Here is a 23,450-nt window from a genome sequence, read left to right as displayed (position 1 = left end):
TCACGCCACCTTGGTGGGCTATCTTCACAGCCGTGAGACGTCGGGGGTTCATGACTGTCTTGGCTGCAGGGTTGGTCACTGCACTCGGGGGATGTGCGACAGCGCGCGTCGACGCGTCGGCACCGACGGCCTTGCCGTCGACCAACCCGATGTCGCCGACTCCGAAATCGGTTGCGCAGACGCCTGTTCCGCAGGTACCCCCACCCGACGTTGCACGACGGGTTCCGGTTCCCGCGGGCACACTGACCGGATTGCCGGGTACGGGAAGGCATCTCGCGCTGACCGTCGACGACGGCGCGAGCTCCGAGGTCGTCGGTGCGTACATCCGATTCGCGCGTGACACGGGCGCGCGGTTCACCTTCTTCGTCACCGGCGGCTTTGATTCCTGGACAGACCACAAGGCCGAGCTACGGCCGCTCGTCGAATCCGGTCAGATCCAGCTCGGCAATCACACGTGGACCCACGCCGATCTGACATCGCTCTCGACAGAGGGTGTCGCGGACGAGCTGTCGCGGTGTAAGCGGTTCCTACGCAACACGTTCGGCGTCGACGGCACTCCGTTCTTTCGTCCGCCGTACGGCTACCACAACGACACGGTCGACGCCGTGGCCGCAGAACTCGGATACACGACGCCCGTGCTCTGGTTCGGGTCGCTCTCGGACTCGGGATTGATCACCGAGCGCTATCTGGTGCAGTGCGCGCGGCAGTACTTCCATCCGCAGACCGTGATCATCGGCCATGCCAATCATCCGCCGGTGACCCACGTGTATCCGACGCTGGTGGAGATCATTCGCGAGCGTCGACTCAACATGGTCACGCTCGACGACTACTTCGTCACGCGCAGGGCGTGAATTGCGGAGCGGCCCGCCAGCCCCGCTGGTACATCACGTCCGCCAGAACATGAAGACGTTCCAGCCCTGGTTCGCGAGATTCGATGGCACGCCGGACAATTCGAACAGCCAGCGGATGAGGTCGAAGAAGGCGGCGTTCAGTTGAGGAATGAACAGTAGCGCGAACACGATCAGGAACCCGTAGGGCGCGATCTTGGCGGCGCTCGCGCGTGTCTGCTGCGACAGGTACGGCTCGATGGCGTTGTAGCCGTCGAAACCCGGCATCGGAATCAGGTTGAGCACGGCCGCGGTGATCTGCAAGAAGGCGAGCATCGCCAGTGCCGCCCACAGATTGATGCCGTCGACGGCCAGGATCATCCCCGACATCAGACCCGAGTGGAGGGGGATGTAGGCGTCGGGTGCGGCGATGCGGATGACCAGCAACAGGATCGCCGCGAGCAGGATGTTCATCGCGGGTCCGGCGAGTGAGACCAAAGTCTTCTGCCGATTGGTCATCCCGCGTTCGTCGAGATACACAGCGCCGCCGGGGAATCCGATACCGCCCAGCAGAATGATCAGCAGCGGCAGGCCGAGCGACAACCCCGGATGCGTATAGCGCATCGGGTTGAGCGTGAGATAGCCGCGCAACTCGGCATTCCGATCGCCGAACCGGAACGCGGTGACGGCGTGGCCGAATTCGTGCAGACACAGCGAGATGACCCAGCCGGCGAGTACGAGCAGCAGGGTTCCGCCGATCGACATCGCGTTGCGACCGGGTGCCGAGACCGCGCACATCCAGCCGCCGACGGCCGCGACGGCGATGAACGCGAAGAACAACCATCCCGGCCGTATCGCGCGGGCGATCTCGCCGGGCGTCGGATGCCCCGACCGATCGCTCGCCCACGCATTGCCCGTCATGAGTGGCAGACCAGCTTCCAGTCGATGTGGTGGCGGTAGAACGTCGAGCGTTTGACGGTCCGCTCGGTCAGGACGCCTTCACGCTCGACGACGAGGTTGCTCCCGCCGGTCTGTGCCGCGCGCCCGACGTGCCAGCTGCCCTGCCGGAGTGTGCGTTCGACACGGGCGCGTACGCCCGGTGCCTCGCGGGTCGGTTCGATCCGCACACCGCGTACCGAACCGGTGAACAGTCGGGCGTCGTCGACATAGCTCTCGCCGTGCAGCTTTGCGCCCTCGGCACCGAGGTGTCGTGCGAAGCCGACGAGGACGGTGGCGGCGTCGTCGCGGATCAGCGGCAGGTCGTGAGCGTCGCCGTCACGGGCGAGGTCGACGGCCGCTTGTCCGTGCGGTAGGCCATAGCGCCGGGTTGCCGGGGTGGCGACGCTCGGCGTGTACGCGACCTCGACGTCGAGTCGTTCGGTGATCATCAGGATCGCGACCACCTCGGCGAGCAGAACGTCGGGGTGTGCACTGTCGCCGGGCTCGACGATCAGTCGGCTCGGTGCGTCGGAAAGCGCGCTCTCGACGACTCGTCGTACCGCCTTGCGGGTCGGTGGAGTCTGCCGGGCGTCGTCGACGATCACCGTCGACGACGAGATAACTGCATGGGACACGCCGACGAGCGTAGTCGGGCCGCAACGTCGATGTCGGGGCGTCGCCCAAGGGTTCTGCCCGGTCAGCAAGTAGGGTAGGTCCGTTACGGCGCGTTCCGCATGCGCGCGACTAAGGAGTAGGGGACATGGCAGCGATCGTGCTTATCGGCGCCCAGTGGGGCGACGAGGGCAAGGGCAAGGCGACCGATCTACTCGGCGAGAAGCTGCAGTGGGTTGTTCGCTACCAGGGCGGCAACAACGCGGGTCACACCGTCGTTCTCCCGAATGGTGAGACGTTCGCCCTGCACCTGATCCCCTCGGGCATCCTCACGCCGGGCGTCAACAACGTCATCGGCAACGGCGTCGTCGTCGACCCCGGGGTGCTGCTCACCGAACTGAGCGGTCTCGAGGACCGCGACGTCGACACCACCGGCCTGATGATCTCGGCCGACGCCCACCTGCTGATGCCCTATCACGTGGCGATCGACAAGGTCACCGAACGATTCCTGGGCAACAAGAAGATCGGCACGACCGGACGCGGCATCGGACCCTGCTACCAGGACAAGATCGCGCGCGTCGGCGTGCGCGCGGCCGACGTCCTCGACGAGAAGATCTTCGCGCAGAAGGTCGAGGCCGCACTCGAACTCAAGAACCAGATCCTGGTCAAGATCTACAACCGCCGCGCACTCGAACCCGCGCAGGTCGTCGACGAGGTCCTCACCCAGGCCGAGGGCTTCAAGCATCGCATCGCCAATACGCAGCTCCTGCTCAACGAGGCACTCGAACGCGGCGAGACGGTGCTGCTCGAGGGTTCGCAGGGCACGCTGCTTGACGTCGACCACGGCACGTACCCGTATGTGACGTCGTCGAATCCGACGGCCGGCGGCGCTGCGGTCGGGTCGGGTATCGGACCGAACAAGATCACCACGGTGCTCGGCATCCTCAAGGCCTACACCACGCGCGTCGGCTCGGGTCCGTTCCCGACCGAGTTGTTCGACGAGTGGGGCGAGTACCTCGCGAAGACCGGCGGCGAGGTCGGTGTGACCACGGGTCGTGCCCGTCGCTGCGGTTGGTTCGACGCCGTGATCGCCCGCTACGCGACACGCATCAACGGCATCACCGACTACTTTCTGACCAAGCTCGACGTGCTCTCCAGCCTCGACCGCGTCCCGATCTGTGTCGCCTACGAGGTCGACGGCGAGCGCGTCGACGAGATGCCGATGACCCAGACCGGCTTCCATCACGCCAAGCCGGTCTACGAGTACATGCCCGGCTGGTGGGAAGACATCTCACAGTGCAAGACGTTCGACGACCTGCCGAAGACCGCCCAGGACTACGTGCTGCGACTCGAAGAGCTCTCGGGCGCGCACATCTCGTGCATCGGCGTCGGCCCCGGTCGCGACCAGACGATCGTCCGCCGGGCCATCATCTGAGATCGGACTCCCTCACCGGGAGATTCACACCCTGGGGACAGGACTGTACGGAATCCGTCAAGAAGTGGCCGGTTGTCACCGAAAACCGTGACTTGGCGCTGACATGAGTTGCGGATTCCGCAACAATCGGGTCGTAAAATTGTCGATTCACTCAGCGCACGGCCTCGTCGACTACTACATTCGTAGGTGAAGTCGGCCGAGCGGCCGTGCGTGCAGACGAGGAGAATCGCAATGAGCTTGTACCAAGTCGTCGACCCCGCGACCGGCGACGTCGTCAAGGAGTATCCGACCGCCACCGATGAGCAGGTCGAAGCGGCGATCACCGCGGCGTCGGATGCGTTCGCGACGTGGTCGAAGAACTCGACGGTCGCCGAGCGGGCAGCGCTGATCCGCCGCGTCGGCGAACTGCACACCGAGCGCAAAGACGAGCTCGCCAAGATCATCGTGCGCGAGATGGGCAAGCCGTACGACCAGTCCGTCGGCGAGGTCGAGTTCAGCGCCGCGATCTACGAGTACTACGCCGACAACGCCGAGAAGTTCCTCGCCGACGAGCCCATCGCGCTGCTCGAGGGCGAGGGATCGGCGTTCATTCGACGCAGCGCGGTCGGCGTGCTGCTCGGCATCATGCCGTGGAACTACCCCTACTATCAGGTCGCGCGATTCGCCGGTCCAAACCTGGTGCTGGGCAACACAATTGTGCTCAAGCACGCCCCGCAGTGCCCCGAATCCGCCGCCGCCCTGCAGCAGATCTTCCTCGACGCCGGGTACCCGGTCGGCGCGTACGTGAACGTCTACGCCACCAACGAGCAGATCGCCGAGGCGATCGCCGACCCGCGCGTGCAGGGTGTCTCGCTGACCGGATCGGAGCGCGCGGGCGCCGCCGTCGCAGAGGTTGCCGGCCGCAACCTGAAGAAGGTCGTCCTCGAACTCGGCGGGTCGGACCCGTTCATCCTGCTCTCCACCGACGACCTCGACGCAACTGTGTCGGCAGCGGTCGACGGACGATTCGAGAACACCGGTCAGGCGTGCAACGCCGCGAAGCGCTTCATCGTCGACGAGAGCGTCTACGACGATTTCATCGTCAAGTTCACCGAGAAGGTCAAGGCCGCCGGAGAGGGACTGGGGCCGCTCTCATCGGTTGCCGCTGCCGAGCGCCTCGAGGAGCAGGTGAATTCGGTGCTGGCCACCGGCGCGAGCCTCGAGTCGTCAGGCGAACGCAAGGGCGCATACTTCCCGCCCGGCGTGCTGACCGGCGTCGACCCCGACTCGATCGTCGCCAAGCAGGAGCTGTTCGGCCCGATCGCGACCGTCTACAAGGTGTCGGGTGAAGACGCCGCCGTCGAACTGGCCAATGACACGCCGTTCGGTCTGGGGTCGTATGTCTTCACCACCGACGCCGACCAGGCGCTACGCGTCGCCGACAAGATCGAGGCGGGAATGGTCTTCGTCAACGCCGTCGGCGCCGAAGGTGCGGAGTTGCCGTTCGGCGGCGTCAAGCGTTCGGGCTTCGGTCGAGAGCTCGGACGTTTCGGCATCGACGAGTTCGTCAACAAGAAGATGATCCGGATCAGCTGACTCGTTGCCTGTGACACAGTAGGTGGATGATCCGCGGCAGGGGGGAACGCGACTACGGCTCGGTCCTGCTCGGGTCGGCGAGTGACGGCCCAACCAAGCGTCGTATCCGCATTCAGACGATCCTCACCGGGTCGATCGTCCTCTCCAATTTCGTCGGTGCTGTCGTCACCATCTCGCTGTCGTCCGTCGGCATCCCCGAACCGTCGACGTTCGCGCCGGAGATGTGGTGGATCAACTACATCGCGGTGCCGATCTACGTGGCGCTCGCCTTCGTCGTCGGAATCGGCTGGGGTACCTACACCATCACCCGCGACCTGCGCTGGGCCATTCGACGACAGCCGCCGACCGCGGCCGACGCGCGCCGGACGAGGCGCGTCGCGGGCAGGCTGCTGCGACTGCAGGCCGCGCTCTGGCTCGGAGCGGTCGTGATGTTCACCATCATGTACGGGATCCAGAGTCCGATGCTCATCCCGAAGATGTTCTTCGTCATCGGGTTGTCGGGTGCCGTGGTCGTCGGTGTCACGTACCTGTTGATCGAGCTCGCGCTGCGGCCGGTGTCCGCGGATCTGATCAGTGCGGGTTACCGACGTCGCAAGCGTTCCGGCGTGCTGTCTCGCGCGGTGGTCGCGTGGATCGTCGGGTCGGCAACGCCGATCGTCGGCATCCTGCTTCTGGTGTCCTTCGGGGCGTTCCGCCAGGACACCAGCAAGCTCGACCTCTTCGTCGGTGTGTTCGTGCTCGCGGTGATCTCACTCGGTACCGGGCTACTCCTGACGTGGCTGACCACGACGAGTGTCACCGGTCCGCTGCGGAGTGTCCGCAACGGGATGAACAAGGTGCAGGCGGGCAATGTCGACGTCGACCTCGTCGTCTACGACGGCACCGAACTCGGCGACCTGCAGGTGGGCTTCAACTCGATGGTCAGTGGCCTGCGTGAGCGCGAGCGGATGCGAGATCTGTTCGGCCGCCACGTCGGTCGTGAGGTGGCTGAAGCGGCGTTGAGCTCCGACCCCGCACTCGGCGGAACCGAACGCACGGTCGCGGCACTGTTCGTCGACGTGATCGGTTCGACGACGCTGGCCGCCGAACGATCTCCGACGGAGGTTGTGGAGATCCTGAACCGCTTCTTCGCGGTGATCGTGCGGGCCGTCGAGCAACAGAGCGGGCTGGTCAACAAGTTCGAGGGCGACGCCGTGCTCGCCATCTTCGGTGCACCGATCGACCTCGACGACGCCGCGGGTGCCGCGCTGTGCACAGCCCGCGAGATCGCTCGGGAACTCGAGCGTCGGGTGCCAGAACTGTCGGCGGGGATCGGGGTCGGCTTCGGGCCCGCGGTAGCAGGCAACGTCGGGGCGATCGAACGGTTCGAGTACACGATCATCGGCGACCCGGTCAACGAGAGCGCGCGGTTGTCCGAACTCGCCAAGCGCGATCCCCGTCGACCGCTGGCATCCGGACGAACCGTCGACGTCGCGAATCCACAGGAAGCGGCGCACTGGGAGGAGCAGGAGACGACCTCGCTGCGTGGGCGTACCGAGGAGACGCGCGTCTACGCCGCGGTGGTCGACGACTGACCGCTATGCCTCGCGGTCGTTGACGCCCTCGGCGAAGTCGAGGCGACGCAGCGCGGTACGCAGCACCTCGTCGTCGATGTGCCCGGCGTCGCGCTCGTCGATGAAGACTCTTCGTTGGATCGCAAGCATCTTGCTGCGCATGCGGTTTCCGGCTGCCGTCGGACTCTCGCCGATGTCCTCCGGGCCGCGCCCGAGCTCCTCCCAGGCCGTATTGCGTTGTGTGGTAATCCATTTGCGAAGCATCGCCACCTGGAGATGTCGCGGGTCGTGTTCGCCGATGTCTGTTGCCATCGTGTCGAGGTAGGCCTCGGCCTCGCGTGATGCCCGATCCTGGGCTGCCGCGTATGCGAGCCGGTCGGTGGCGGCGTCGTCGTCGTAGACGCCGAGTCGGCGGATCACCCACGGCAGGCTGACACCCTGGATCAGCAGGGTGCCGACGACCACCACGAAGGTCAGGAACAGGATCTCCGCGCGGGCGGGGAACGGTTCGCCCGACTCCGTTGTCAGGGGGATGGAGAACGCCGCGGCAAGCGAGACGACGCCGCGCATGCCCGACCACCCGACTACGAACAACCACGACGGTTTGGGCGGAGGTTCTCGTCGTCGAACTCCCGGCAGCAGGCGGGAGGCGTAGGTGAACAGGTACACCCACGCGAAGCGCACCAGGATCGTGGCGATCAGGACCATCGCGGCGTCGAATGCGATGTGGAGCCAGGACTGTCCGGCGAGGCCTCGGATGAGATCGGGCAACTGCAGGCCGATCAGTAAGAAGACGAACGCTTCGAGAAGCGCGTCGATCGATTTGCGGACGGCTTCGTCCTGAAGTCGTGTCGCGTAGCCGACACGGACCGACCGCTGCCCGATGAACAGTCCCGCGACGACGACGGCGATCACGCCGGAGGTGTGCAGTTCCTCGGCGACGAAGTAGGTCGCGAACGGCACCATGAGCCCGATGGCCGTCTCGATCGTCGGGTCGGTCAGCCAGTCGCGGACACGGAACACCAGGTAGCCGATCAGCAGGCCGATGACCACACCGCCGATCGCCGCGAGCAGGAACGTCTCGATGCCGTCCCATACCGACGTCGTCGCACCGACCGCGGCCGCGAGCGCCACCCGGAGTGCGGTGAGCGCGGTCGCGTCGTTGAGCAGGCTCTCGCCGCCGAGCAGGGTCATGATCCGACGCGGAAGCCCGACCCTGCGCCCGATCGCCTGGGCAGACACCGCATCGGGCGGCGCGACGATGGCACCGAGGACCAGCGCGGCGGCCAGCGGCAGGTGCGGCACCGATAGGTACGCCACGAGGCCGACGACCACCGCGGTGGCGAGCGGAAGACCGATGGCAAGCATGCCGATCGCACGACGATTCGCGCGGATCTCCTGGTACGAGCTGTCTTGCGCCGCGGAGTAGAGCAGTGGCGGCAGAATGACGAACAGCACGAACTCGGGGTCGAGTTCGGCCGCGGAGAGGCCGGGTATCCACCCGATCGCCAGCCCGGCGAGAACCAGAACCAGGGGCGCCGACAGGTTGTAGTGCCGTGACAGCGCTGCGATCACCACCGACAGCACTCCGACGAGCAGAAGAGAAGCGCTCACTGCGCAAACCTAGCCCTAGTTGGCGACTTTGACGCGACGCCATCGGGGATAGCGGGCCGTTGGGGATAATGGAGGGTATGCGTTTGTTCGGTCGATCCCGTACCCGCGCCGGTGACCCCCGTGGTGAATCCGGTGGTGTCGAGGCCAGATGTCCAGAGCTCGCGGAGATCGGGGTCGACCCGGCGGCCGACCCGGGTCCGTCCCGCGGCGACATCAGTGTGTGCGAGGACTGCATGCAACTCGGTGAGCAGCACTGGGCGCATTTGCGGATCTGCCTCGAGTGCGGCCACGTCGGCTGCTGTGATTCGAGTCCGCGCAAGCACGCGACAGCCCACTTCCACGACGTCGGCCATCCCGTCATGCGTTCGGCCGAGCCTGGCGAGGTCTGGCGCTGGTGCTACATCCACGAGGTCATGGGTTGACCACGGTCTGATGGGTTGAGGCGGCGGTCGGGTGCGCGGGGATGAGTTCGAGTGAATGAGTACCGGGGAGATGGGGCGCGTAGGCGCAAATCCGGCACGTAGGATTGCTCCTATGACCTCGATCAACGGGAGTAGCGCGGACGACCACGCCACCGGCGCGGCGACACCTGATGTGTCGCCCGCGCAGCCGACCGTGGGGCCGCCCGACATCATCGGCACGCCACTGTCGCCGAACGCCACCAGGGTGATGGTGCTCGGCGCCGGAGAACTCGGCAAAGAGCTGATCATCGCCTTCCAGCGATTGGGCGTCGAGGTGATCGCTGTCGACCGTTATGCGGGTGCGCCCGGGCAGCAGGTCGCGCATCACGCCGAGGTGATCGACATGACCGACGGCGATGCGCTGATCGGCCTCGTCGAGAAGTACTCGCCCGCGTACGTCGTTCCCGAGATCGAGGCCATCGCCACCGACGCGTTGGCGACCATCGAGCGCCGCGGCCTCGCGGAGGTCATCCCCACCGCTTCCGCGGTGATGGCGACGATGAACCGCGAGGGAATTCGACGCCTCGCCGACGAGGAGCTCGGCCTGCCGACGTCGCCGTACCTGTTCGCGGGCTCGCACGACGAGCTGACTGTCGCCGCCGAACAGGTCGGGTATCCGTGCGTGGTGAAGCCGGTGATGTCGTCGTCTGGCAAAGGCCAGACCGTGGTGCGCGGTCCGGAGGACGTCGACAAGGCATGGGAGACCGCGACGACCGGCGGACGTGTTGCCGGCGAGCGTGTCATCGTCGAGGGCTTCATCGATTTCGACTACGAGATCACCCTGCTCACGGTGCGAGCGATCGACCCGGCGACCGGCCGGTTGGTGACGCACTTCTGCGCGCCGATCGGGCATCGGCAGGTCAACGGCGACTACGTCGAGAGCTGGCAACCGCACGAGATGAGTGCCTTCGCGCTGGGCGCCGCGACCTCGATCGCCGCACGCATCGCGACAGCGATGGGCGATGGAAACCTCGGTGGCCGTGGCATTTTCGGCGTCGAACTGTTCGTCAAGGGTGACGACGTGTACTTCTCCGAGGTCTCACCGCGCCCGCACGACACCGGACTCGTGACCATGGCGACGCAGCGCCTCTCGGAGTTCGAGATGCACGCCAGGGCGATCCTGGGACTTCCGGTCGACGTGACGCTCGCTTCACCGGGTGCGTCGGCCGTCATCTACGGGCAGCTCGACGAGAAGGGAATCGGGTTCGAGTACGTCGCGCAGGCACTTGCTTTGCCCGAGACCGACATTCGACTTTTCGGCAAGCCCGAGAGTTTCCGCCGTCGCAGGATGGGCGTGGTCACCGCAACCGCGGACGACGTCACCACCGCCCGTGAACGCGCCGTTCGTGCCGCGTCGATCGTCACACCCGTTCCCGGCAGGCCTGCTCGACGTGGCGTCGTCGTGCCGCTTCGTGCTCCCGGTCCGCCCGCGCCGCCGAAACCGCCTGTGGGGCAACGTCCTCAGCCAGCCCCGCAACGCGCGCCGGCTGCGCAGCAGCGCCCGCAGGCAGCAGGGCAACGCCCACCGGCGGCACAGCAACGTCCCTCGGCAGAACAACGGCCGCCCGCGCCGGAACAGCGTCCCGCGGCGGGGGCGCAGCGTCCGCCGGTGGCCGGACAGCGACCGCAGCAGCCCGCGCCTCGCCCGGTGCGGCAACCCGCGCCGCACCCCGCCGCGCCGAATGGTCGCCCGGTGACGCCCGGTCGGTCGTCGAACTAGCTCGAAGGTTCAGTTCGAGAGCTCAGCTCGAGAGTTCTCCGGCGGACGAGCCGACTTCGGTTCGCGCACTGCGGGTTCCGATCGGAATGATCAGTGGGTCGCCGTACACGGGGTCGGTGATCACGCGCGCGTTCAGTCCGAACGCGTCGTCGAGTAGTTCTTCTGTGATGACCTCATTGGGAGTGCCCTGCGCAACGATCTTTCCCGCCGTCATCACGAACAGCGAATCGCTGTAGCGGGCAGCGAGATTCAGATCGTGTAGCACCATGACCACGGTTTTGTCGTGTTCGGTGCGCAGCGAGTACACGAGGTCGAGTACCTCGACGGAGTGCGCGAGGTCGAGGTAGGTGGTCGGCTCGTCGAGCAGGAGAAGGTCGGTGCCCTGCGCGAGCGTCATCGCGATCCACACGCGCTGGCGCTGACCGCCGGACAATGCGTCGATGTGCCGATCGGCCAGGTCCGTCGTCCCGGTCATTTCCAACGCCGACGCCACTGCGGCCTCGTCGTCGGGAGATGCCTGCTGGTACCACTTCTGGTGGGGGAACCGGCCACGGCCGACGAGGTCGGCGACGGTGAGTCCCTCTGGTGCGACGGGATTCTGGGGGAGTATCCCGAGCTTGCGTGCGACCTCTTTCGGTTTGGTGTGGTTGATGTCGGAACCGTCGAGAAGCACGACGCCTTCGCGCGGGTGGAGCAGGCGCGACATGGCACGCAGCAGCGTCGACTTGCCACATCCGTTGGGGCCGATGATCGTCGTGACCGCGGCGTCGGGGATCTCGACGTCGAGACCCTCGATGACGACGCGGTCGTCGTAGCCGACGGAGAGTCCTTGGCCGACGAGTCTGCTCATACTGTCGCCTTCCGTGACATCGAGATCATGAGATAGATGAGGAACGGTCCGCCCACTGCTGCGGTGACGATGCCGACCGGAAGTCCATTGGGAAGTATCGTGCGGCACAACAGATCACCGGCGAGGACGAGGATCGCTCCGATCACGCCCGCCAGCAGCGGCGTTGGGACCGGAGTCCTGGCCAACCGCATCCCGATCTGCGGTGCGAGCAGGGCGATGAACGCGATGGGGCCGGCTGCCGATACCGCCATCGCGGTCAATCCGACCGCGACGAGCAGCACCGTGGTCGACACCGCGGTGGTGCGCACTCCGAGCCCACGCGCCATGTCCTGGCCCAGCGACAGCGCGTCGATCTGGCGGGACATCATCGTGATCACGACGATGCCGAGTACGACTGCGATCGCGACGGGCCATACGCTCGACCAGGTCGATTGGGATACCGACCCGACGAGCCAGACCTGTGCGCGGGCAACGTCTTTGATGTCGGCGCGGGTGAGGAGGAAGGACGTCAGGGCCTGCAGCAACCAGGTCACGCCGACGCCGATCAGCACGAGTCGGAGCGGGTTGATGCCGTGGTTGGCCTTACGTCCGGGCCAGGCGAGCACGTACATGACGATCGCTGTCACGAGACCGCCGATGAGCGCAGCGGCGGGGACACCGACGCCGGCGAGCCATGCGCCCCAACTGTTTGCGAAGGCGATGGCGGCGACAGCGGCAGCGCTCGACCCTGCTGTGATACCCAGAATGTCTGGCGTGGCAAGGGGATTGCGCGCAATCAACTGGCTCAGTGCGCCTGCCGTACCCAACGCGAAACCGACCAACACCGAGACCAGTGCGCGGGGAAGGGAATCCGAGAGCACGACGACGTTCTCGATGCGGGTGCCGCCACCGAGAAGAATGCGCGCGACGTCGAGCGGTGTCAGCGGATAGTCGCTGACACCGACACTCAACAGGAACAGCAGCAGCATCAGTGCGAGTCCGGTGAGTGTCACCGCGACCATGCGGGGACGCACCACCCACGACGACGGACCGATGCGGACGACGAGGCGTCGGCGTTCGGGAGTCGGTGCGGCCGTGGTCTCGGGCTTGGTCTCGGTCGTCATACGTTTGTCAGCTTCTGTCGGCGGACCATGGCAATCAGGAACGGCGCCCCGACCATCGCGAGGACGACGCCGACCTGGACCTCGCCGGGGCGGGCGATGACTCGTCCGATGACGTCGCAGACCAGCATGAGTGTCGCGCCGATAAGTGCCGAGTAGGGGATGATCCAGCGGTAGTCGGGTCCGGTGAACGCGCGGGCGATATGCGGTACGACCAGTCCGAGGAACACGATGGGGCCACAGGCGGCGGTCGCCGCCCCGACGAGCAGGGTGATCGCAGCGATACCGACAGCACGGATCACCAGCACGCGTGAGCCGAGCGCCGTCGTCATCTCGTCGCCGAGACTCAGGATGTTGAGAAAGAACCCGCTCGCCAGCGCGAGGACCAGTCCGGCGACGATGAACGGCAGCGCCGCCCAGAAGATGTCGATGCCGCGCCCGGACGTCGAGCCGACACTCCAGAACCGCCAGGCGTCGAGCGAAGCCGTATCGGAGAGAACCACGGCCGACGTGATCGCCGTGAGCATCGCCGAGAGCCCGGTTCCCGCGAGGATCAGCGTGACCGGGCCGGTACCGGTGAGTGCCGAGACGCCGAAGACCGCGCACGACGCGACGATGGCGCCGAGTAGGCCGAATCCCATGAACGCCATCGGCGAGGAGATCCCGAGTACGTAGACCCCGCACACCACAGCGCACGCGGCGCCCGCGTTGACGCCGAGCATGCCGGGATCGGCGATGGGGTTGCGGGTGTGTCCCTGCGTGATCGCACCCGCTGCGCCGATCGCCAGACCGCAGAGCAGCCCGAGCACGGTTCGCGGGATGCGCAGATCCCAGACGATGCCCGCGACGTCGTCGGGCTTGCTGACCGATGGTGCGCGCAGGTGGATGATCGAGTTCCAGATCTGGCTGACACCTGAGGTGAACGCATCCCAGGTTTGCGCAGGTGGGACGTTGCGTGTGCCGATGATCACCGACGCGACGACCGCCGCGGCGAGGACCGCAACGATCACCAACAAACCGGATATTCGACGCACGAAGGGCAACCTTACCTGAGTCGCGATGTCCGTTATTCGGTCCAGGTCGGAGTCGCACAGTGAAGCCCAGGAGGGATGTCACAGAGTGATTGCTGAACGGGCAAGATGTTCAGCGCCGGTAACAAGTTCCTGTGAGTTTCCGATAAGCATGTTCAGACGGGACGAACCGTCGGGGTGAACGTCCACAGTCGCATCCCGGTGCGTCGACAGCTCGCAGGTCGGTACACGCACGACGAAACACGTGAATCAGGAAGGTCATACGACATGAAGAAGTCTGTGAAGCGCGCCATCGCCGCGGTTGCCGCCGCCAGCGGTATCGCCGCCGGCTCCATCGCTGCTGCTACACCCGCCCACGCTGCCGATCCCGCCGGCGATCTCGCGCTATACGGCGGAGTCAACTGCTACTTCAAGGGTTGGGGCCCCACCTGGGACAACCTACCGGGCTGGCGCATGCACCGCTGGATGGGCGTGAAGAACATCGGCGGATCGACCATGACCAACGTGAACGTCACCGAGTTCGGTGGCCCGACGAAGAAGACCGCGATCAAGGGTCAGCCTGCGGGTGTGCTGAAGCCGGGCCAGTTCTACATGGCATCGGAGACCACCTGGCGTAGCTGCTTCCCGTCGTCGATCTCCGGGTACACCATCGGAGCCCAGACCGAGAACATTCTCAACAACGCGGGCTTCTGGTGGAACATTGACCAGCAGAAGGGCGAGAACGGAACCGCCCCGAACACGCAGAAGGTTGCGCCGTCGAACAACAACGCGGGTAACCAGGCTCCTCCGGCCGCCGCAGTCACGGCCGCACAGAACTGATACACCCCGATCGCCCGGCGATCGGTCCCTCTCACATAAAGAACGCCGACCGGAAATCCGGTCGGCGTTCTTTATTGCTGTCTGTCAGGCCTTCTGAACCTTGTGCGGTTCCGATGCGGCGATCATGTCCTCGCGCTCGACGACCTTCACGCGCTCGCGGCCCTCAGCGGCGCCGAGGGCGCGCTCGTGCTCATCGAGGCGGTACCAGCCGTCCCACGTGGTGAACGGGATGTTCTTGGACTCCAGCAGCTCGATGATCGCGTCTTCCGACGGGTTGGCGGGGTCGAGCAGTTCGCCATTACCCATGTCTTCGATGATGCACTCGACGGTCTCGTTGGCGTCGCCCTTGGTGTGACCGATGAGGCCGACCGGTCCGCGCTTGATCCAACCGGTTGCGTAGAGGCCGGTGAGGTGGGAGCCGTCGTCGAAGATGCGGCCTGCCTCGTTGGGAATGACGCCCGCCTGCGAGTCGAACGGGATGTGGGGCAGGTTGTCCGAGAGGTAGCCGACGGCGCGGTACACCGCGGTGACGTCCCAGTCGGTGTGCTTGCCGGTCGGCTTGACGTTGCCGGTGCCGTCGAGCTGGGTGCGCTCGGTGCGCAGTCCGACGACCTCGCCGTTCTCGCCGAGGATCTCGATCGGGCTCTCGAAGAAGTGCAGGAAGAGCTTGTGGATCGCGCCTTCCTTCGGCTCACGCATCGCGTAGTTCTCGATGATCGTCGCGACCTGGTCGGTGATCTTGGAACCGCGACGGGCGACGGCCGAGCCCTCGTCGTAGTCGATGTCCTCGGGGCTCACGACGACCTCGATGTTGGGCGAGTGGTCGAGCTCCTTGAGCTCGAGCGGCGTGAACTTCGCCTGTGCGGGGCCGCGGCGTCCGAATACGTGGACCTCGACGGCCTTGTTGGACTTGAGGCCCTCGTAGACGTTGGCGGGGATCTCGGTGGGGAGCAGTTCGTCGCCGGTCTTGGCCAGCACGCGCGCGACGTCGAGTGCGACGTTGCCGACGCCGATGACCGCGACCTTCTCCTGCTCGAGCGGCCACTCGCGCGGGAAGTCGGGATGTCCGTCGTACCAGGCGACGAACTGTGCCGCGCCGTAGCTGCGATCGAGGTCGATACCGGGGATGTCGAGTGCGCGGTCGTCGGTGGCGCCGGTCGAGAAGATCACGGCGTCGTAGTGCGACTTGAGCTCGTCGAGTGTGATGTCGGTGCCGTAGTCGATGTTGCCGAGCAGGCGGACCTGCGGCTTGTCGAGGACCTTGTGCAGCGCGGTGATGATGCCCTTGATGCGCGGGTGGTCGGGCGCGACGCCGTAGCGAATCAGGCCGAACGGCGCGGGCATGCGCTCGTACAGATCGATGCTGACGCCGCGATCCTTGGCGGTGTCGGACTTCATCAAGGCATCGGCGGCGTAGATGCCGGCGGGGCCGGCTCCGACGATGGCAACCCGCAGCGGGCGGCTCTGATCAGTCATAGAGTGTCGTCTACCTCGTGCTCAGGGGTTTCTCGACGCGCCAGGTATGTCGCTGGAGTGCGGCGGAGCGTCGACGCTTATCCCCTCTACGGTAGGCGCTGGGCACCGCTAACCAAAATCATCTGTGAGGGTTACCTCAGTAGTCTCGCTAACTCGTCGGGCGCTTACCCGCTGCTTCGGCGATCGGTGTGACCGCCTGGTCGGCGACCCACGGAACCGTCAGCACCGTTGGCACCGACATCGCGCTGCCGACCTGCTGGTCGAGATAGACGGTTCGGCCCTGCGTGACGTACGCCTGGCGGTTCCACGTCGGATCGGCCTTGAGCTTGGCGTTCGCGCCTGACCAGTCCACGGTGACCACCACGTCCGCTGCGTTGAGCATGTCGAGCCTCTCGGCCGAGATCGAACCGTAGAAGCCGCTGGTGATCGTCGGTTTGAGCGACTCGGGGAAGCTGAGTCCGTAGTCGGCGAGCATCTGCGCACGCCCGTCACCCGGCCCGTAGATGGAGACACCACCGTCTGTCGACCCGGTGACCACGACACCTGTCTTGCCCTTGAGCTCCGGATGCTGGGCAACCAGATCGGCGACGTGCTTCTTTGACTCGGCGATCTTCTTCGACGCCGCGTCGGGAAGTCCGACGGCCTTACCGATCTCGGTGGTCTGGACGTCCCACGGCACCTGCCAGTCCTGGTACTGGGCGGGTCGCACGATGGTCGGCACGGCCTTGCTCAGGGTGTCGTACTGCTCGCGGGTGGGCGCCGCGCCGACCGCGGTGACCAGCTGCGGGTTGGTCGAGAGTGCCTTGGAGATCTGCGCACCGAACTCCGCCGACACGTTGGGCAGAATCTCGGGCTTTGCGTCGCCGAGGAGTTCGGCATTCCACGGGGCGCTGCGCTGTGTGGGATCGGCGAACGGAGCGATCGTCGTCGGGGTGATCCCGAGGGCGAGCAGCGTGTCCCCGTCGCCAACTCCCATTGCGGCGACGCGAGAAGGCTGGGTGGAGATGGTCGTCGAGCCGTACTTGTGCTCGATGGTGACCGGCAGTGCGCCAGGTTCGGCCGCGGGTGCCGACGAACCGGCAGAGTCTTCTTGTTCGTCGGGGGCCGAGCATCCGACGAGAACCAGAGTCGACGCCGCGATGGTCGCGAACACGGCGAGCAGTGGGCGGACGTGTCGTGAGTGGGGCACGGGGTGGTCCTCTCGTAGATGGCGCTCTTAGGGTCACCTTACGAGATGTGTTGCCGCAGATGTCCGGATCGGGGGTAGTGAAGGTCGGATTCGACGATGACTACACTGCCCGGCATGGCCAGCGGTGCACGTGACAGCAAAAACCCCGGTAGCGATCTCGATGCCGACGACGAGCGCCCACGCACCTGGAAAGACGCCTGGCCGTTCTGGGTTGCGTTGGTGATCGTGGTGCTGGCGATTCTCGGCGTCGTGTTGTCCAACGTGCTGCGTCCGGCGGAGGAGCGCGCAAGCGATTCCGGACAGGTCCAGTTCGCGATCAACGACAACTACACAGCCCGCAACAACGTCGACTACGGCAAGTACAAGCAGACGACGTGCGCTGTCGACACGTCGTCGTCGTCGTTCATCTCCGAGCAGGAATTCGTCAGGCAGAACCGGACGTTGGTGGAGTCCAAGGGGCGCATCGTGATTCCGGAGATCACCGACGTGGCGGTCAACGGCGACCGCGCGACGGCAAAGGTGAACTGGCACTACGACAAGACGCCCGACGACAAGCAGACCACCAGCGTCGTCGTGGTCAAGGACGACGGTACGTGGAAGCTCTGCACGAGCTGACGGTTGACTCGTGGATAGAAGTCACTCGTAGGTGTAGAAGCCCTCGCCGGTCTTGCGGCCGAGCTTGCCCTCGTCGACGTAGCGCTTGAGCAATTCACGCGGACCGGTCGGCAGGTTCGGATTCTCTGCGGCGTAGTGGTTTTCGATGTCGAGCACTACGTCGAGGCCCACGCTGTCCATCATCGCGAACGGGCCGGTTGGCATATGCCAGTTGATCTTGAACATCTCATCGACGTCGTGCGGCGTCGACACGCCCTCTGCGACGACTTCGAGCGACTCCCGCTTGATGGCTGCCCAGATGCGGTTGAAGATGAATCCCGTGCTCTCCCTGCGTGCTTCGAACGGGTGGATACCGAACTCGGGTAGCACGGTGAGCAGTGAGTCGAGGACGTCGCGGGCCGTGTCGCCGTCGGACATGAGGTCGACGGCGTTCGCCGTCGGCGGCATGTAGAAGTGCATGTTGCACAGACGTTCCGGGTTTCGCACGTTCTCGGTCATCGTCGACGACGCATACGACGACGAGTTGGTCGCGAAGATCGCGTCGCCGTCTGCGGCGGCGTCGATCTCGCCCCACAGTGGGATCTTGATGTCGAGGCGCTCGGGTACGGCCTCGACGACCAGCCACGCACCGGCAACCGCATCTGAGAGGGTTGATGCCGGGATGACCTTTCCCGCAGCGCCTTTGCCGATGATCTTCAGCGTTTCGTCGATGGTGTCATCGACGTACTGAACGGCTGCTTCGCGTTGGTCGGCGCTCTGGTCGAAGATCCGCACCTCGCCGCCCCGGGTGGAGAACATGAGAGCGATTCGACGTCCGAGGGTGCCTGCCCCGACGACGGCAACCGGCCGTGCGTCGATGTCGTCGAGGGATTTCGCGTAATTGCTCATCGCGTGTACTTCTTTCGAGAGATGTTGTGGTGGTGGATGTTCGGTGTCCCTCGGCCCCGCGTCTCAGATGCCGGCGATGCCCGTCAACGACGAGTCGGGCAGATGGATGATGTCGCGTACGGTGTGGTCGCCACCGATCTCGACAGACCGGATCGACCCGCCGAGGTCGCTGACGTAGACCAATCCGGCGTCGGAGTCGACGGCCAGGCCGATCGCCTCGTCGAAGCCGCGCGCGAGGATCTCCGGGGTGGCGCCTGCGTGACCCTTGTCGGGTATCGCCGCCTGGTTGAGCGTGTTGCCCGACGGCGCTGCTCCGCGATCGGTCCAGAAGACTGTGTTCGTGTCGAGGTCCAGGTGGAGGTCGATCGGCTCCGGTAGGTCATGCCACAGCACTTCGATATCCGTTCGGGTGGAAGCGGTTTCGCCCTCCGGGAGGTCGAGGCCTGCGCGCAAGATCTTTCCGCGTCCGCCCTTGCTCGGGCCCTTCTGCGTCCAGTACAGGAACCCGCCGACAGGGTCACTCGCGACACCGACGCATTCCTGTGTCCAGGTGTCGTCGCGGGTGTTGTGCACCAGCGGGGTGAGGCCGGTGCCGTCGGTGGCCACGCGATAGACCGTCGTGCCCTCGCGGTCGCAGAAGTAGAGCATACCCGCGTCGAAGTCGGCGGTGAGCTGCTTGCCGGTGGTGATGGCGCCGTCGGGAACCAGTTGGGTCTGTCCGGAACCGTCAAGGGCACAGGTGCGCACCGAGCCGTTCGGAGCGCTGAAATCCCAGGCCTCGTCTGACGAGGTGTCGGCTGTCACCGCGGCGCGGGTGGGCTTGCCCATCGTCGTCCAGTAGATGCGGTCGGGCGTGGTGACGATCCCGTCCGGCATGTAGCCCGTCTCATCGGTCACGGTCTCGACGGAGCCGTCACCGGGATCGACCCGCACGATGGAGTGGTTGCGGCCATCCAGAACGTACAGATGCTCGAACATGGTGCCTCCCGGTGTGCTCGCGAACAGAGCTCATTTACCTCCACGCTAGGAGCGTCGTGAACGGAAGGGAACGATCGGTTTGGACGCTCCTGTGTTGCCCAAACGGAAATACCAAGTTCGATGTGGAGCGTTGGATATTTCTATGGATGTCATGCACCTGCGGTACTTCCTCGCTGTGGCACGTGAGCTGAACTTCACCAGGGCGGCGGAATCACTCCACATGTCCGCGCCTCCGCTGAGTAAGCGGATCAAGGCGCTGGAGTCCGAGCTCGGCGTCCGCCTCTTCGACAGGTCGACACATCACACCGCACTCACCGATGCGGGTCGAGCATTGATTCCGCTCGCAGAACGGGTCGTCGCAGATCTCGACGCACTACCGTCCGCGGTGCGCGCGACCCAGCACACGGACCTACGGGTTGCCGTTCCGGACGAGCTCACACAGGCACAGCGTCGACGCATCTCGGCGGTTGCCGACCAGGTTGACGAAACGCATCGGGTGATCTTCTCCCAGATGCCGTCGCTGGAGATGCCGGAGCAGCTCCTCGGCGGCGAGATCGATCTCGCGATTTCGCATCTTCCCGAACACCATCCCGACCTTGTGGGCACGTTGCTCGCGTCGTCGAGAGTCGTGGCCGTCGTCGACGCGTCGCGATTCGCTGGGGCACCCACAATCACGACCGCTGACCTGCGGGGCATGACGTTGGTGTCCGGCCCGAGGCACTGGGACCTGCGGTACGGGCCGTACACGCGGCTCCTGCGCGATCTCGGTGTGCTGGTCGACGCCTCGCACCGCTACTCCACCATCTCAGGAATGGCATTGATGCTCCGCGGCGGCGACCGCTTCACCCTGGTTCCGGAGGAGACGGAGTCGATGCGCGCTATCGATCGCAGTGAGTTCACGCTTCTTCCCATCTCCGATCTCGCCATGCCCATGGACACGTGGGCGATCAGGCGCGCCGACAGCGACGATCTCGACGCCGTCGTCGCAGCACTTGCGGTGGACGCGTGACTGTCGGGGTCCGGGTGGGACAGTCTGCGTCGTGGTGGGCTCGGGTCGTGGCGGGCCGGGGTCATGGCGGGCTCGGGTCGAAATCACGCCATGACCGGCGCGCGAGTACATTGCTAGGCGACGAAACTCCCGGCCAGCAGTGCGTTCGGGATAGGCGACAACAGAGAGCGGAAGGTGTGCAGGGCATGACCTATGCAGGCGATCTGACTCCCCAGCAGGCCTGGGAGATGCTGGAGACCGACCCCAACACGGTTCTGGTCGACTGTCGCACCACGGCGGAATGGGCATTCGTCGGCGTTCCGGATCTGGAAGTCATCGAGAAGAACGCCGTCTTCGTCGAGTGGAACACCTTTCCCGACGGGTCGCCCAACCAAGCATTCATCGCGGAACTGCGCGATGCGGGTATTCGTGACGACAACGAAGTGATCTTCCTGTGCCGCTCGGGTCATCGCTCGATCGGAGCCGCCGAGGCCGCGACCGCAGCGGGAATCACCAAGGCGTACAACGTTCTCGACGGATTCGAGGGTGGGCTCGACGAGAACGACCACCGCGGTGCCGTCGGGTGGCGTGCGTCGAATCTTCCGTGGAGGCAGTCGTGAGTCACGAACTGCCAGAAGGCGTTTCCTTCGACACCCTCGCCGTCCGCGGTGGCCTGGCTCGCTCCGGCTTCTTCGAGACCTCCGAGGCGCTCTATCTCACCAGCGGCTACGTCTACGACTCCGCGGAAGCGGCCGAGCGCGCATTCACCGGTGAGGACGAGCGATTCGTCTACTCCCGCTACGGAAATCCGACGACAGCCATGTTCGAGGAGCGACTGCGCCTGCTCGACGGCGCTGAGGCATGCTTCGCGACGGCGAGCGGCATGGCCGCGGTGTTCGTGGCGCTCGGTGCGCTACTGAAGGCGGGCGATCGCCTCGTCGCGGCGCGCAGCCTGTTCGGTTCGTGCTTCGTGGTGTGCAACGAGATCCTGCCGCGCTGGGGCGTCGAAACGGTTTTCGTCGACGGCGAGGACCTCGACCAATGGGAGCAGGCGCTGTCGACGCCGACCGACGCAGTGTTCTTCGAGACGCCGTCGAATCCGATGCAGACTCTCGTCGACGTCGCGAAGGTTTCTGAGCTTGCTCACGCTGCGGGCGCAAAGGTGGTGTTGGACAACGTCTTCGCCACACCACTACTGCAACGTGGGTTCGACCTCGGCGCCGACGTGATCGTCTACTCGGGTACCAAGCACATCGACGGCCAGGGCCGCGTGATGGGCGGTGCGGTGTTGGGAACCAAGGAGTACATCGACGGTCCGGTGCAGACTCTGATGCGTCATACCGGTCCCGCGTTGAGTCCGTTCAACGCGTGGACGCTGCTCAAGGGGCTCGAGACCATGCGCCTGCGCGTCGACGCATCGGTGGCGTCGGCGTTGCGGATCGCCGAATTCCTCGAGGCCGACCCACGCGTGCGGTGGACCAAGTACCCGTTCATCACATCGCATCCGCAGTACGACCTCGCGACCAAGCAGATGTCGGGCGGCGGCACCGTCGTGACGTTCGAACTCAATGACCACGACGGCGTCGACGGCAAGAAGCGGGCATTCGAGGTGCTCAACGCGTTGCAGGTCATCGACATCTCGAACAATCTCGGCGACTCCAAGTCGCTCATCACCCACCCCGCCACGACGACGCACCGCGCGATGGGTCCGGATGGTCGGGCGGCGATCGGGCTCAGCGACTCGGTGGTGCGACTATCGGTCGGGCTCGAGGGCGTCGACGACCTGCTCGGCGATCTGGATCAGGCGCTGGGCTGACTCGTCGCCCGTAGGTCGCGCAGCACTTCTCGAACCATGCGCACCGATGCGTCGTCGAGGACGTTGCCGAACTCGATGACGCGTACCCGCTGCGAGAGCCGGTCGGCGAGTTCTGCTGTCTCGCTGGGGATCACGACGACGTCGAGTCCTGCGAGCTCGTCGTCGGAGGTCCCGTCGAGCATCGTGACGTCTGTGATGCCCGCGGCTGAGAGCGAATCCCGCACGCTCGCAGCCTGATCGGCGGTGTTGTACCAGAGCCCGACCTTCTGCTCGGGCGGGACGTCGGCGATCTGCATGAGCGTGCGGACGTGCGGCGCGACGACAATGGCCACCACCTCGGCGCGATCACTCATCAACCCGCGGACCTGCGCGAGGTGGAAGAACGTGGTGAGTACCAGGTCTGCTGGGACGGCGTCTGGGTCGAAGTGGTCGAGCACGAGCGGAGTGACCCGAATGCCGAGCTTCTCGGTGAGTTCGTCTGCGAAGTAGTCGGCGCGGTCGTCGTTGCACTCGACGAAGTACACGCGAGGTGAATCGGATTGTGTGACAGCGAGATTCAGCGCGAGATCGCCGATTTCGGTGGGGGAGAGCCCGAGCTGCAGGCACTCGTCGACCGCGAGTTGCAGTGTCTCGCGGGCGGTATCGCGTGCTTCGGACCGCGGCTGCGTCGACGTCGCGGCGAGCACGACCATCCCGCCGCGGCCCCGCGATTCGACAAGCCCGGCCGCGCGTAGGTCGCCGTAAGCCCTGGCGACGGTGTTCCGGTTGATGCCGAGATTGTCGGCGAGCATGCGGGAACCGGGTAGGCGGTCGCCGGCGCCGAGCTGGCCCATCTCGATCATGAAGGTCAACTGGGTGACGATCTGCCGATAAATGGGCATGTCAGAGTGCTCGCTGACGCTGATCGGCGGTTGAGGTCCCATCGGGGTCGTGTGCTCCTGAAAGATGAATGTCCTAACCGACT

General features: G+C 65.5%; 22 protein-coding genes. 11 read left to right on the top strand and 11 right to left on the bottom strand.

Going from position 1 to position 23,450, the window contains the following annotated elements; translation table 11 throughout:
• Nucleotides 1–50 precede the first annotated feature (50 nt).
• A complete protein-coding gene (locus tag ACRVY7_RS09140; protein WP_049699981.1) occupies nucleotides 51–851 on the top strand; it encodes a polysaccharide deacetylase family protein in 801 nt (266 codons plus the stop codon).
• Nucleotides 852–884: 33 nt separating this feature from the next.
• On the opposite strand, the gene ACRVY7_RS09135 is transcribed toward ACRVY7_RS09140, so the two are convergent.
• Both ACRVY7_RS09135 and ACRVY7_RS09130 read right to left on the bottom strand, forming a co-directional pair.
• Complete coding sequence (locus ACRVY7_RS09135; protein ID WP_064867391.1) at nucleotides 885–1,748, bottom strand: site-2 protease family protein; 864 nt, start codon at nucleotides 1,746–1,748, stop codon at nucleotides 885–887.
• Complete coding sequence (locus tag ACRVY7_RS09130) at nucleotides 1,745–2,371, bottom strand: hypothetical protein (protein ID WP_431817062.1); 627 nt, start codon at nucleotides 2,369–2,371, stop codon at nucleotides 1,745–1,747. Before ACRVY7_RS09130 ends, ACRVY7_RS09135 begins: the two co-directional genes overlap by 4 nt.
• A 155-nt stretch (nucleotides 2,372–2,526) precedes the next feature.
• On the opposite strand from ACRVY7_RS09130, the gene ACRVY7_RS09125 reads away from it, so the two are divergent.
• The 3 genes from ACRVY7_RS09125 to ACRVY7_RS09115 all read left to right on the top strand — a co-directional run bounded on the left by ACRVY7_RS09125 (nucleotide 2,527) and on the right by ACRVY7_RS09115 (nucleotide 6,962).
• Nucleotides 2,527–3,813 carry an adenylosuccinate synthase gene (locus ACRVY7_RS09125; protein ID WP_431816818.1) on the top strand — a complete coding sequence of 429 codons (1,287 nt, stop codon included), beginning with the start codon at nucleotides 2,527–2,529 and terminating at the stop codon, nucleotides 3,811–3,813.
• A 231-nt stretch (nucleotides 3,814–4,044) separates the two neighbouring features.
• Nucleotides 4,045–5,388 carry an NAD-dependent succinate-semialdehyde dehydrogenase gene (locus tag ACRVY7_RS09120; RefSeq protein ID WP_049700111.1) on the top strand — a complete coding sequence of 448 codons (1,344 nt, stop codon included), beginning with the start codon at nucleotides 4,045–4,047 and terminating at the stop codon, nucleotides 5,386–5,388.
• 26 nt (nucleotides 5,389–5,414) lie between these two features.
• Entirely contained in the window at nucleotides 5,415–6,962 is a 1,548-nt protein-coding gene (locus tag ACRVY7_RS09115) for an adenylate/guanylate cyclase domain-containing protein (protein ID WP_431816817.1), read from the top strand.
• 3 nt (nucleotides 6,963–6,965) lie between these two features.
• On the opposite strand, the gene ACRVY7_RS09110 is transcribed toward ACRVY7_RS09115, so the two are convergent.
• Complete coding sequence (locus tag ACRVY7_RS09110) at nucleotides 6,966–8,555, bottom strand: Na+/H+ antiporter (protein ID WP_431816816.1); 1,590 nt, start codon at nucleotides 8,553–8,555, stop codon at nucleotides 6,966–6,968.
• Nucleotides 8,556–8,632: 77 nt separating this feature from the next.
• Between ACRVY7_RS09110 and ACRVY7_RS09105 the strand changes: the two genes are divergently transcribed.
• Entirely contained in the window at nucleotides 8,633–8,977 is a 345-nt protein-coding gene (locus ACRVY7_RS09105; protein ID WP_049700110.1) for a UBP-type zinc finger domain-containing protein, read from the top strand.
• Nucleotides 8,978–9,089: 112 nt separating this feature from the next.
• The gene (purT, locus tag ACRVY7_RS09100; protein WP_431816815.1) at nucleotides 9,090–10,736 is read left to right on the top strand and encodes a formate-dependent phosphoribosylglycinamide formyltransferase; all 1,647 of its coding nucleotides are present in this window, start codon (nucleotides 9,090–9,092) and stop codon (nucleotides 10,734–10,736) included.
• A 22-nt stretch (nucleotides 10,737–10,758) separates the two neighbouring features.
• Here purT and ACRVY7_RS09095 read toward each other — a convergent pair whose 3' ends face one another.
• Genes ACRVY7_RS09095 through ACRVY7_RS09085 form a run of 3 tightly spaced genes read right to left on the bottom strand, consistent with a single transcriptional unit; the run spans nucleotide 10,759 to nucleotide 13,720 of the window.
• Nucleotides 10,759–11,586, bottom strand: coding sequence for an ABC transporter ATP-binding protein (locus tag ACRVY7_RS09095; RefSeq protein WP_431816814.1), 828 nt, complete (start codon nucleotides 11,584–11,586; stop codon nucleotides 10,759–10,761).
• Nucleotides 11,583–12,689 (bottom strand): FecCD family ABC transporter permease, encoded by a 1,107-nt coding sequence (locus ACRVY7_RS09090; RefSeq protein WP_270484429.1) that lies wholly within the window; start codon nucleotides 12,687–12,689, stop codon nucleotides 11,583–11,585. Before ACRVY7_RS09090 ends, ACRVY7_RS09095 begins: the two co-directional genes overlap by 4 nt.
• A complete protein-coding gene (locus ACRVY7_RS09085) occupies nucleotides 12,686–13,720 on the bottom strand; it encodes a FecCD family ABC transporter permease (protein WP_049699973.1) in 1,035 nt (344 codons plus the stop codon). The genes ACRVY7_RS09090 and ACRVY7_RS09085 overlap by 4 nt, the downstream gene beginning before the upstream one ends.
• Before the next feature lie 264 nt (nucleotides 13,721–13,984).
• Here ACRVY7_RS09085 and ACRVY7_RS09080 point away from each other — a divergent pair, with 264 nt between their 5' ends.
• A complete protein-coding gene (locus tag ACRVY7_RS09080; RefSeq protein WP_064867441.1) occupies nucleotides 13,985–14,536 on the top strand; it encodes a hypothetical protein in 552 nt (183 codons plus the stop codon).
• 84 nt (nucleotides 14,537–14,620) lie between these two features.
• On the opposite strand, the gene ACRVY7_RS09075 is transcribed toward ACRVY7_RS09080, so the two are convergent.
• Complete coding sequence (locus ACRVY7_RS09075; protein ID WP_431816813.1) at nucleotides 14,621–16,012, bottom strand: FAD-dependent oxidoreductase; 1,392 nt, start codon at nucleotides 16,010–16,012, stop codon at nucleotides 14,621–14,623.
• A 148-nt stretch (nucleotides 16,013–16,160) separates the two neighbouring features.
• Nucleotides 16,161–17,201 (bottom strand): ABC transporter substrate-binding protein, encoded by a 1,041-nt coding sequence (locus ACRVY7_RS09070; RefSeq protein ID WP_431816812.1) that lies wholly within the window; start codon nucleotides 17,199–17,201, stop codon nucleotides 16,161–16,163.
• A gap of 114 nt (nucleotides 17,202–17,315) precedes the next feature.
• Between ACRVY7_RS09070 and ACRVY7_RS09065 the strand changes: the two genes are divergently transcribed.
• A complete protein-coding gene (locus ACRVY7_RS09065) occupies nucleotides 17,316–17,816 on the top strand; it encodes an Rv0361 family membrane protein (RefSeq protein WP_431816811.1) in 501 nt (166 codons plus the stop codon).
• A gap of 21 nt (nucleotides 17,817–17,837) precedes the next feature.
• Here ACRVY7_RS09065 and ACRVY7_RS09060 read toward each other — a convergent pair whose 3' ends face one another.
• Together ACRVY7_RS09060 and ACRVY7_RS09055 are read right to left on the bottom strand one after the other, a co-directional pair.
• Nucleotides 17,838–18,704 carry a 3-hydroxyacyl-CoA dehydrogenase family protein gene (locus tag ACRVY7_RS09060; protein ID WP_431816810.1) on the bottom strand — a complete coding sequence of 289 codons (867 nt, stop codon included), beginning with the start codon at nucleotides 18,702–18,704 and terminating at the stop codon, nucleotides 17,838–17,840.
• Between the two features lie 63 nt (nucleotides 18,705–18,767).
• On the bottom strand, nucleotides 18,768–19,682 hold the full coding sequence (locus ACRVY7_RS09055; protein ID WP_431816809.1) for a hypothetical protein: 915 nt from the start codon (nucleotides 19,680–19,682) through the stop codon (nucleotides 18,768–18,770).
• A 142-nt stretch (nucleotides 19,683–19,824) separates the two neighbouring features.
• On the opposite strand from ACRVY7_RS09055, the gene ACRVY7_RS09050 reads away from it, so the two are divergent.
• The 3 genes from ACRVY7_RS09050 to ACRVY7_RS09040 all read left to right on the top strand — a co-directional run bounded on the left by ACRVY7_RS09050 (nucleotide 19,825) and on the right by ACRVY7_RS09040 (nucleotide 22,486).
• Nucleotides 19,825–20,691, top strand: coding sequence for a LysR family transcriptional regulator (locus ACRVY7_RS09050; protein WP_431816808.1), 867 nt, complete (start codon nucleotides 19,825–19,827; stop codon nucleotides 20,689–20,691).
• A 185-nt stretch (nucleotides 20,692–20,876) separates the two neighbouring features.
• The gene (locus ACRVY7_RS09045) at nucleotides 20,877–21,290 is read left to right on the top strand and encodes a rhodanese-like domain-containing protein (protein ID WP_431816807.1); all 414 of its coding nucleotides are present in this window, start codon (nucleotides 20,877–20,879) and stop codon (nucleotides 21,288–21,290) included.
• Complete coding sequence (locus ACRVY7_RS09040; RefSeq protein ID WP_049700107.1) at nucleotides 21,287–22,486, top strand: O-succinylhomoserine sulfhydrylase; 1,200 nt, start codon at nucleotides 21,287–21,289, stop codon at nucleotides 22,484–22,486. The genes ACRVY7_RS09045 and ACRVY7_RS09040 overlap by 4 nt, the downstream gene beginning before the upstream one ends.
• Here the strand turns inward: ACRVY7_RS09040 and ACRVY7_RS09035 are convergent.
• Complete coding sequence (locus ACRVY7_RS09035; RefSeq protein ID WP_431816806.1) at nucleotides 22,471–23,367, bottom strand: GntR family transcriptional regulator; 897 nt, start codon at nucleotides 23,365–23,367, stop codon at nucleotides 22,471–22,473. The two genes, ACRVY7_RS09040 and ACRVY7_RS09035, sit on opposite strands and share 16 nt — an antisense overlap.
• Between the last annotated feature and the right edge of the window lie 83 nt (nucleotides 23,368–23,450).

The organism is Gordonia jacobaea (assembly GCF_965344965.1).
Lineage (GTDB): Bacteria > Actinomycetota > Actinomycetes > Mycobacteriales > Mycobacteriaceae > Gordonia > Gordonia jacobaea.
This window is presented reverse-complemented; position numbering and strand designations above follow the sequence as displayed.

Bases quoted from the DNA above. Each gene is read 5' to 3' on its own strand.
- ACRVY7_RS09140 (WP_049699981.1), top strand. From the start codon at position 51: ATGACTGTCTTGGCTGCAGGGTTGGTCACTGCACTCGGGGGATGTGCG.
- ACRVY7_RS09135 (WP_064867391.1), bottom strand. From the start codon at position 1,748: ATGACGGGCAATGCGTGGGCGAGCGATCGGTCGGGGCATCCGACGCCC.
- ACRVY7_RS09125 (WP_431816818.1), top strand. From the start codon at position 2,527: ATGGCAGCGATCGTGCTTATCGGCGCCCAGTGGGGCGACGAGGGCAAG.
- ACRVY7_RS09120 (WP_049700111.1), top strand. From the start codon at position 4,045: ATGAGCTTGTACCAAGTCGTCGACCCCGCGACCGGCGACGTCGTCAAG.
- ACRVY7_RS09115 (WP_431816817.1), top strand. From the start codon at position 5,415: ATGATCCGCGGCAGGGGGGAACGCGACTACGGCTCGGTCCTGCTCGGG.
- ACRVY7_RS09105 (WP_049700110.1), top strand. From the start codon at position 8,633: ATGCGTTTGTTCGGTCGATCCCGTACCCGCGCCGGTGACCCCCGTGGT.
- purT (WP_431816815.1), top strand. From the start codon at position 9,090: ATGACCTCGATCAACGGGAGTAGCGCGGACGACCACGCCACCGGCGCG.
- ACRVY7_RS09095 (WP_431816814.1), bottom strand. From the start codon at position 11,586: ATGAGCAGACTCGTCGGCCAAGGACTCTCCGTCGGCTACGACGACCGC.
- ACRVY7_RS09090 (WP_270484429.1), bottom strand. From the start codon at position 12,689: ATGACGACCGAGACCAAGCCCGAGACCACGGCCGCACCGACTCCCGAA.
- ACRVY7_RS09080 (WP_064867441.1), top strand. From the start codon at position 13,985: ATGAAGAAGTCTGTGAAGCGCGCCATCGCCGCGGTTGCCGCCGCCAGC.
- ACRVY7_RS09075 (WP_431816813.1), bottom strand. From the start codon at position 16,012: ATGACTGATCAGAGCCGCCCGCTGCGGGTTGCCATCGTCGGAGCCGGC.
- ACRVY7_RS09065 (WP_431816811.1), top strand. From the start codon at position 17,316: ATGGCCAGCGGTGCACGTGACAGCAAAAACCCCGGTAGCGATCTCGAT.
- ACRVY7_RS09060 (WP_431816810.1), bottom strand. From the start codon at position 18,704: ATGAGCAATTACGCGAAATCCCTCGACGACATCGACGCACGGCCGGTT.
- ACRVY7_RS09055 (WP_431816809.1), bottom strand. From the start codon at position 19,682: ATGTTCGAGCATCTGTACGTTCTGGATGGCCGCAACCACTCCATCGTG.
- ACRVY7_RS09050 (WP_431816808.1), top strand. From the start codon at position 19,825: ATGGATGTCATGCACCTGCGGTACTTCCTCGCTGTGGCACGTGAGCTG.
- ACRVY7_RS09045 (WP_431816807.1), top strand. From the start codon at position 20,877: ATGACCTATGCAGGCGATCTGACTCCCCAGCAGGCCTGGGAGATGCTG.
- ACRVY7_RS09035 (WP_431816806.1), bottom strand. From the start codon at position 23,367: ATGCCCATTTATCGGCAGATCGTCACCCAGTTGACCTTCATGATCGAG.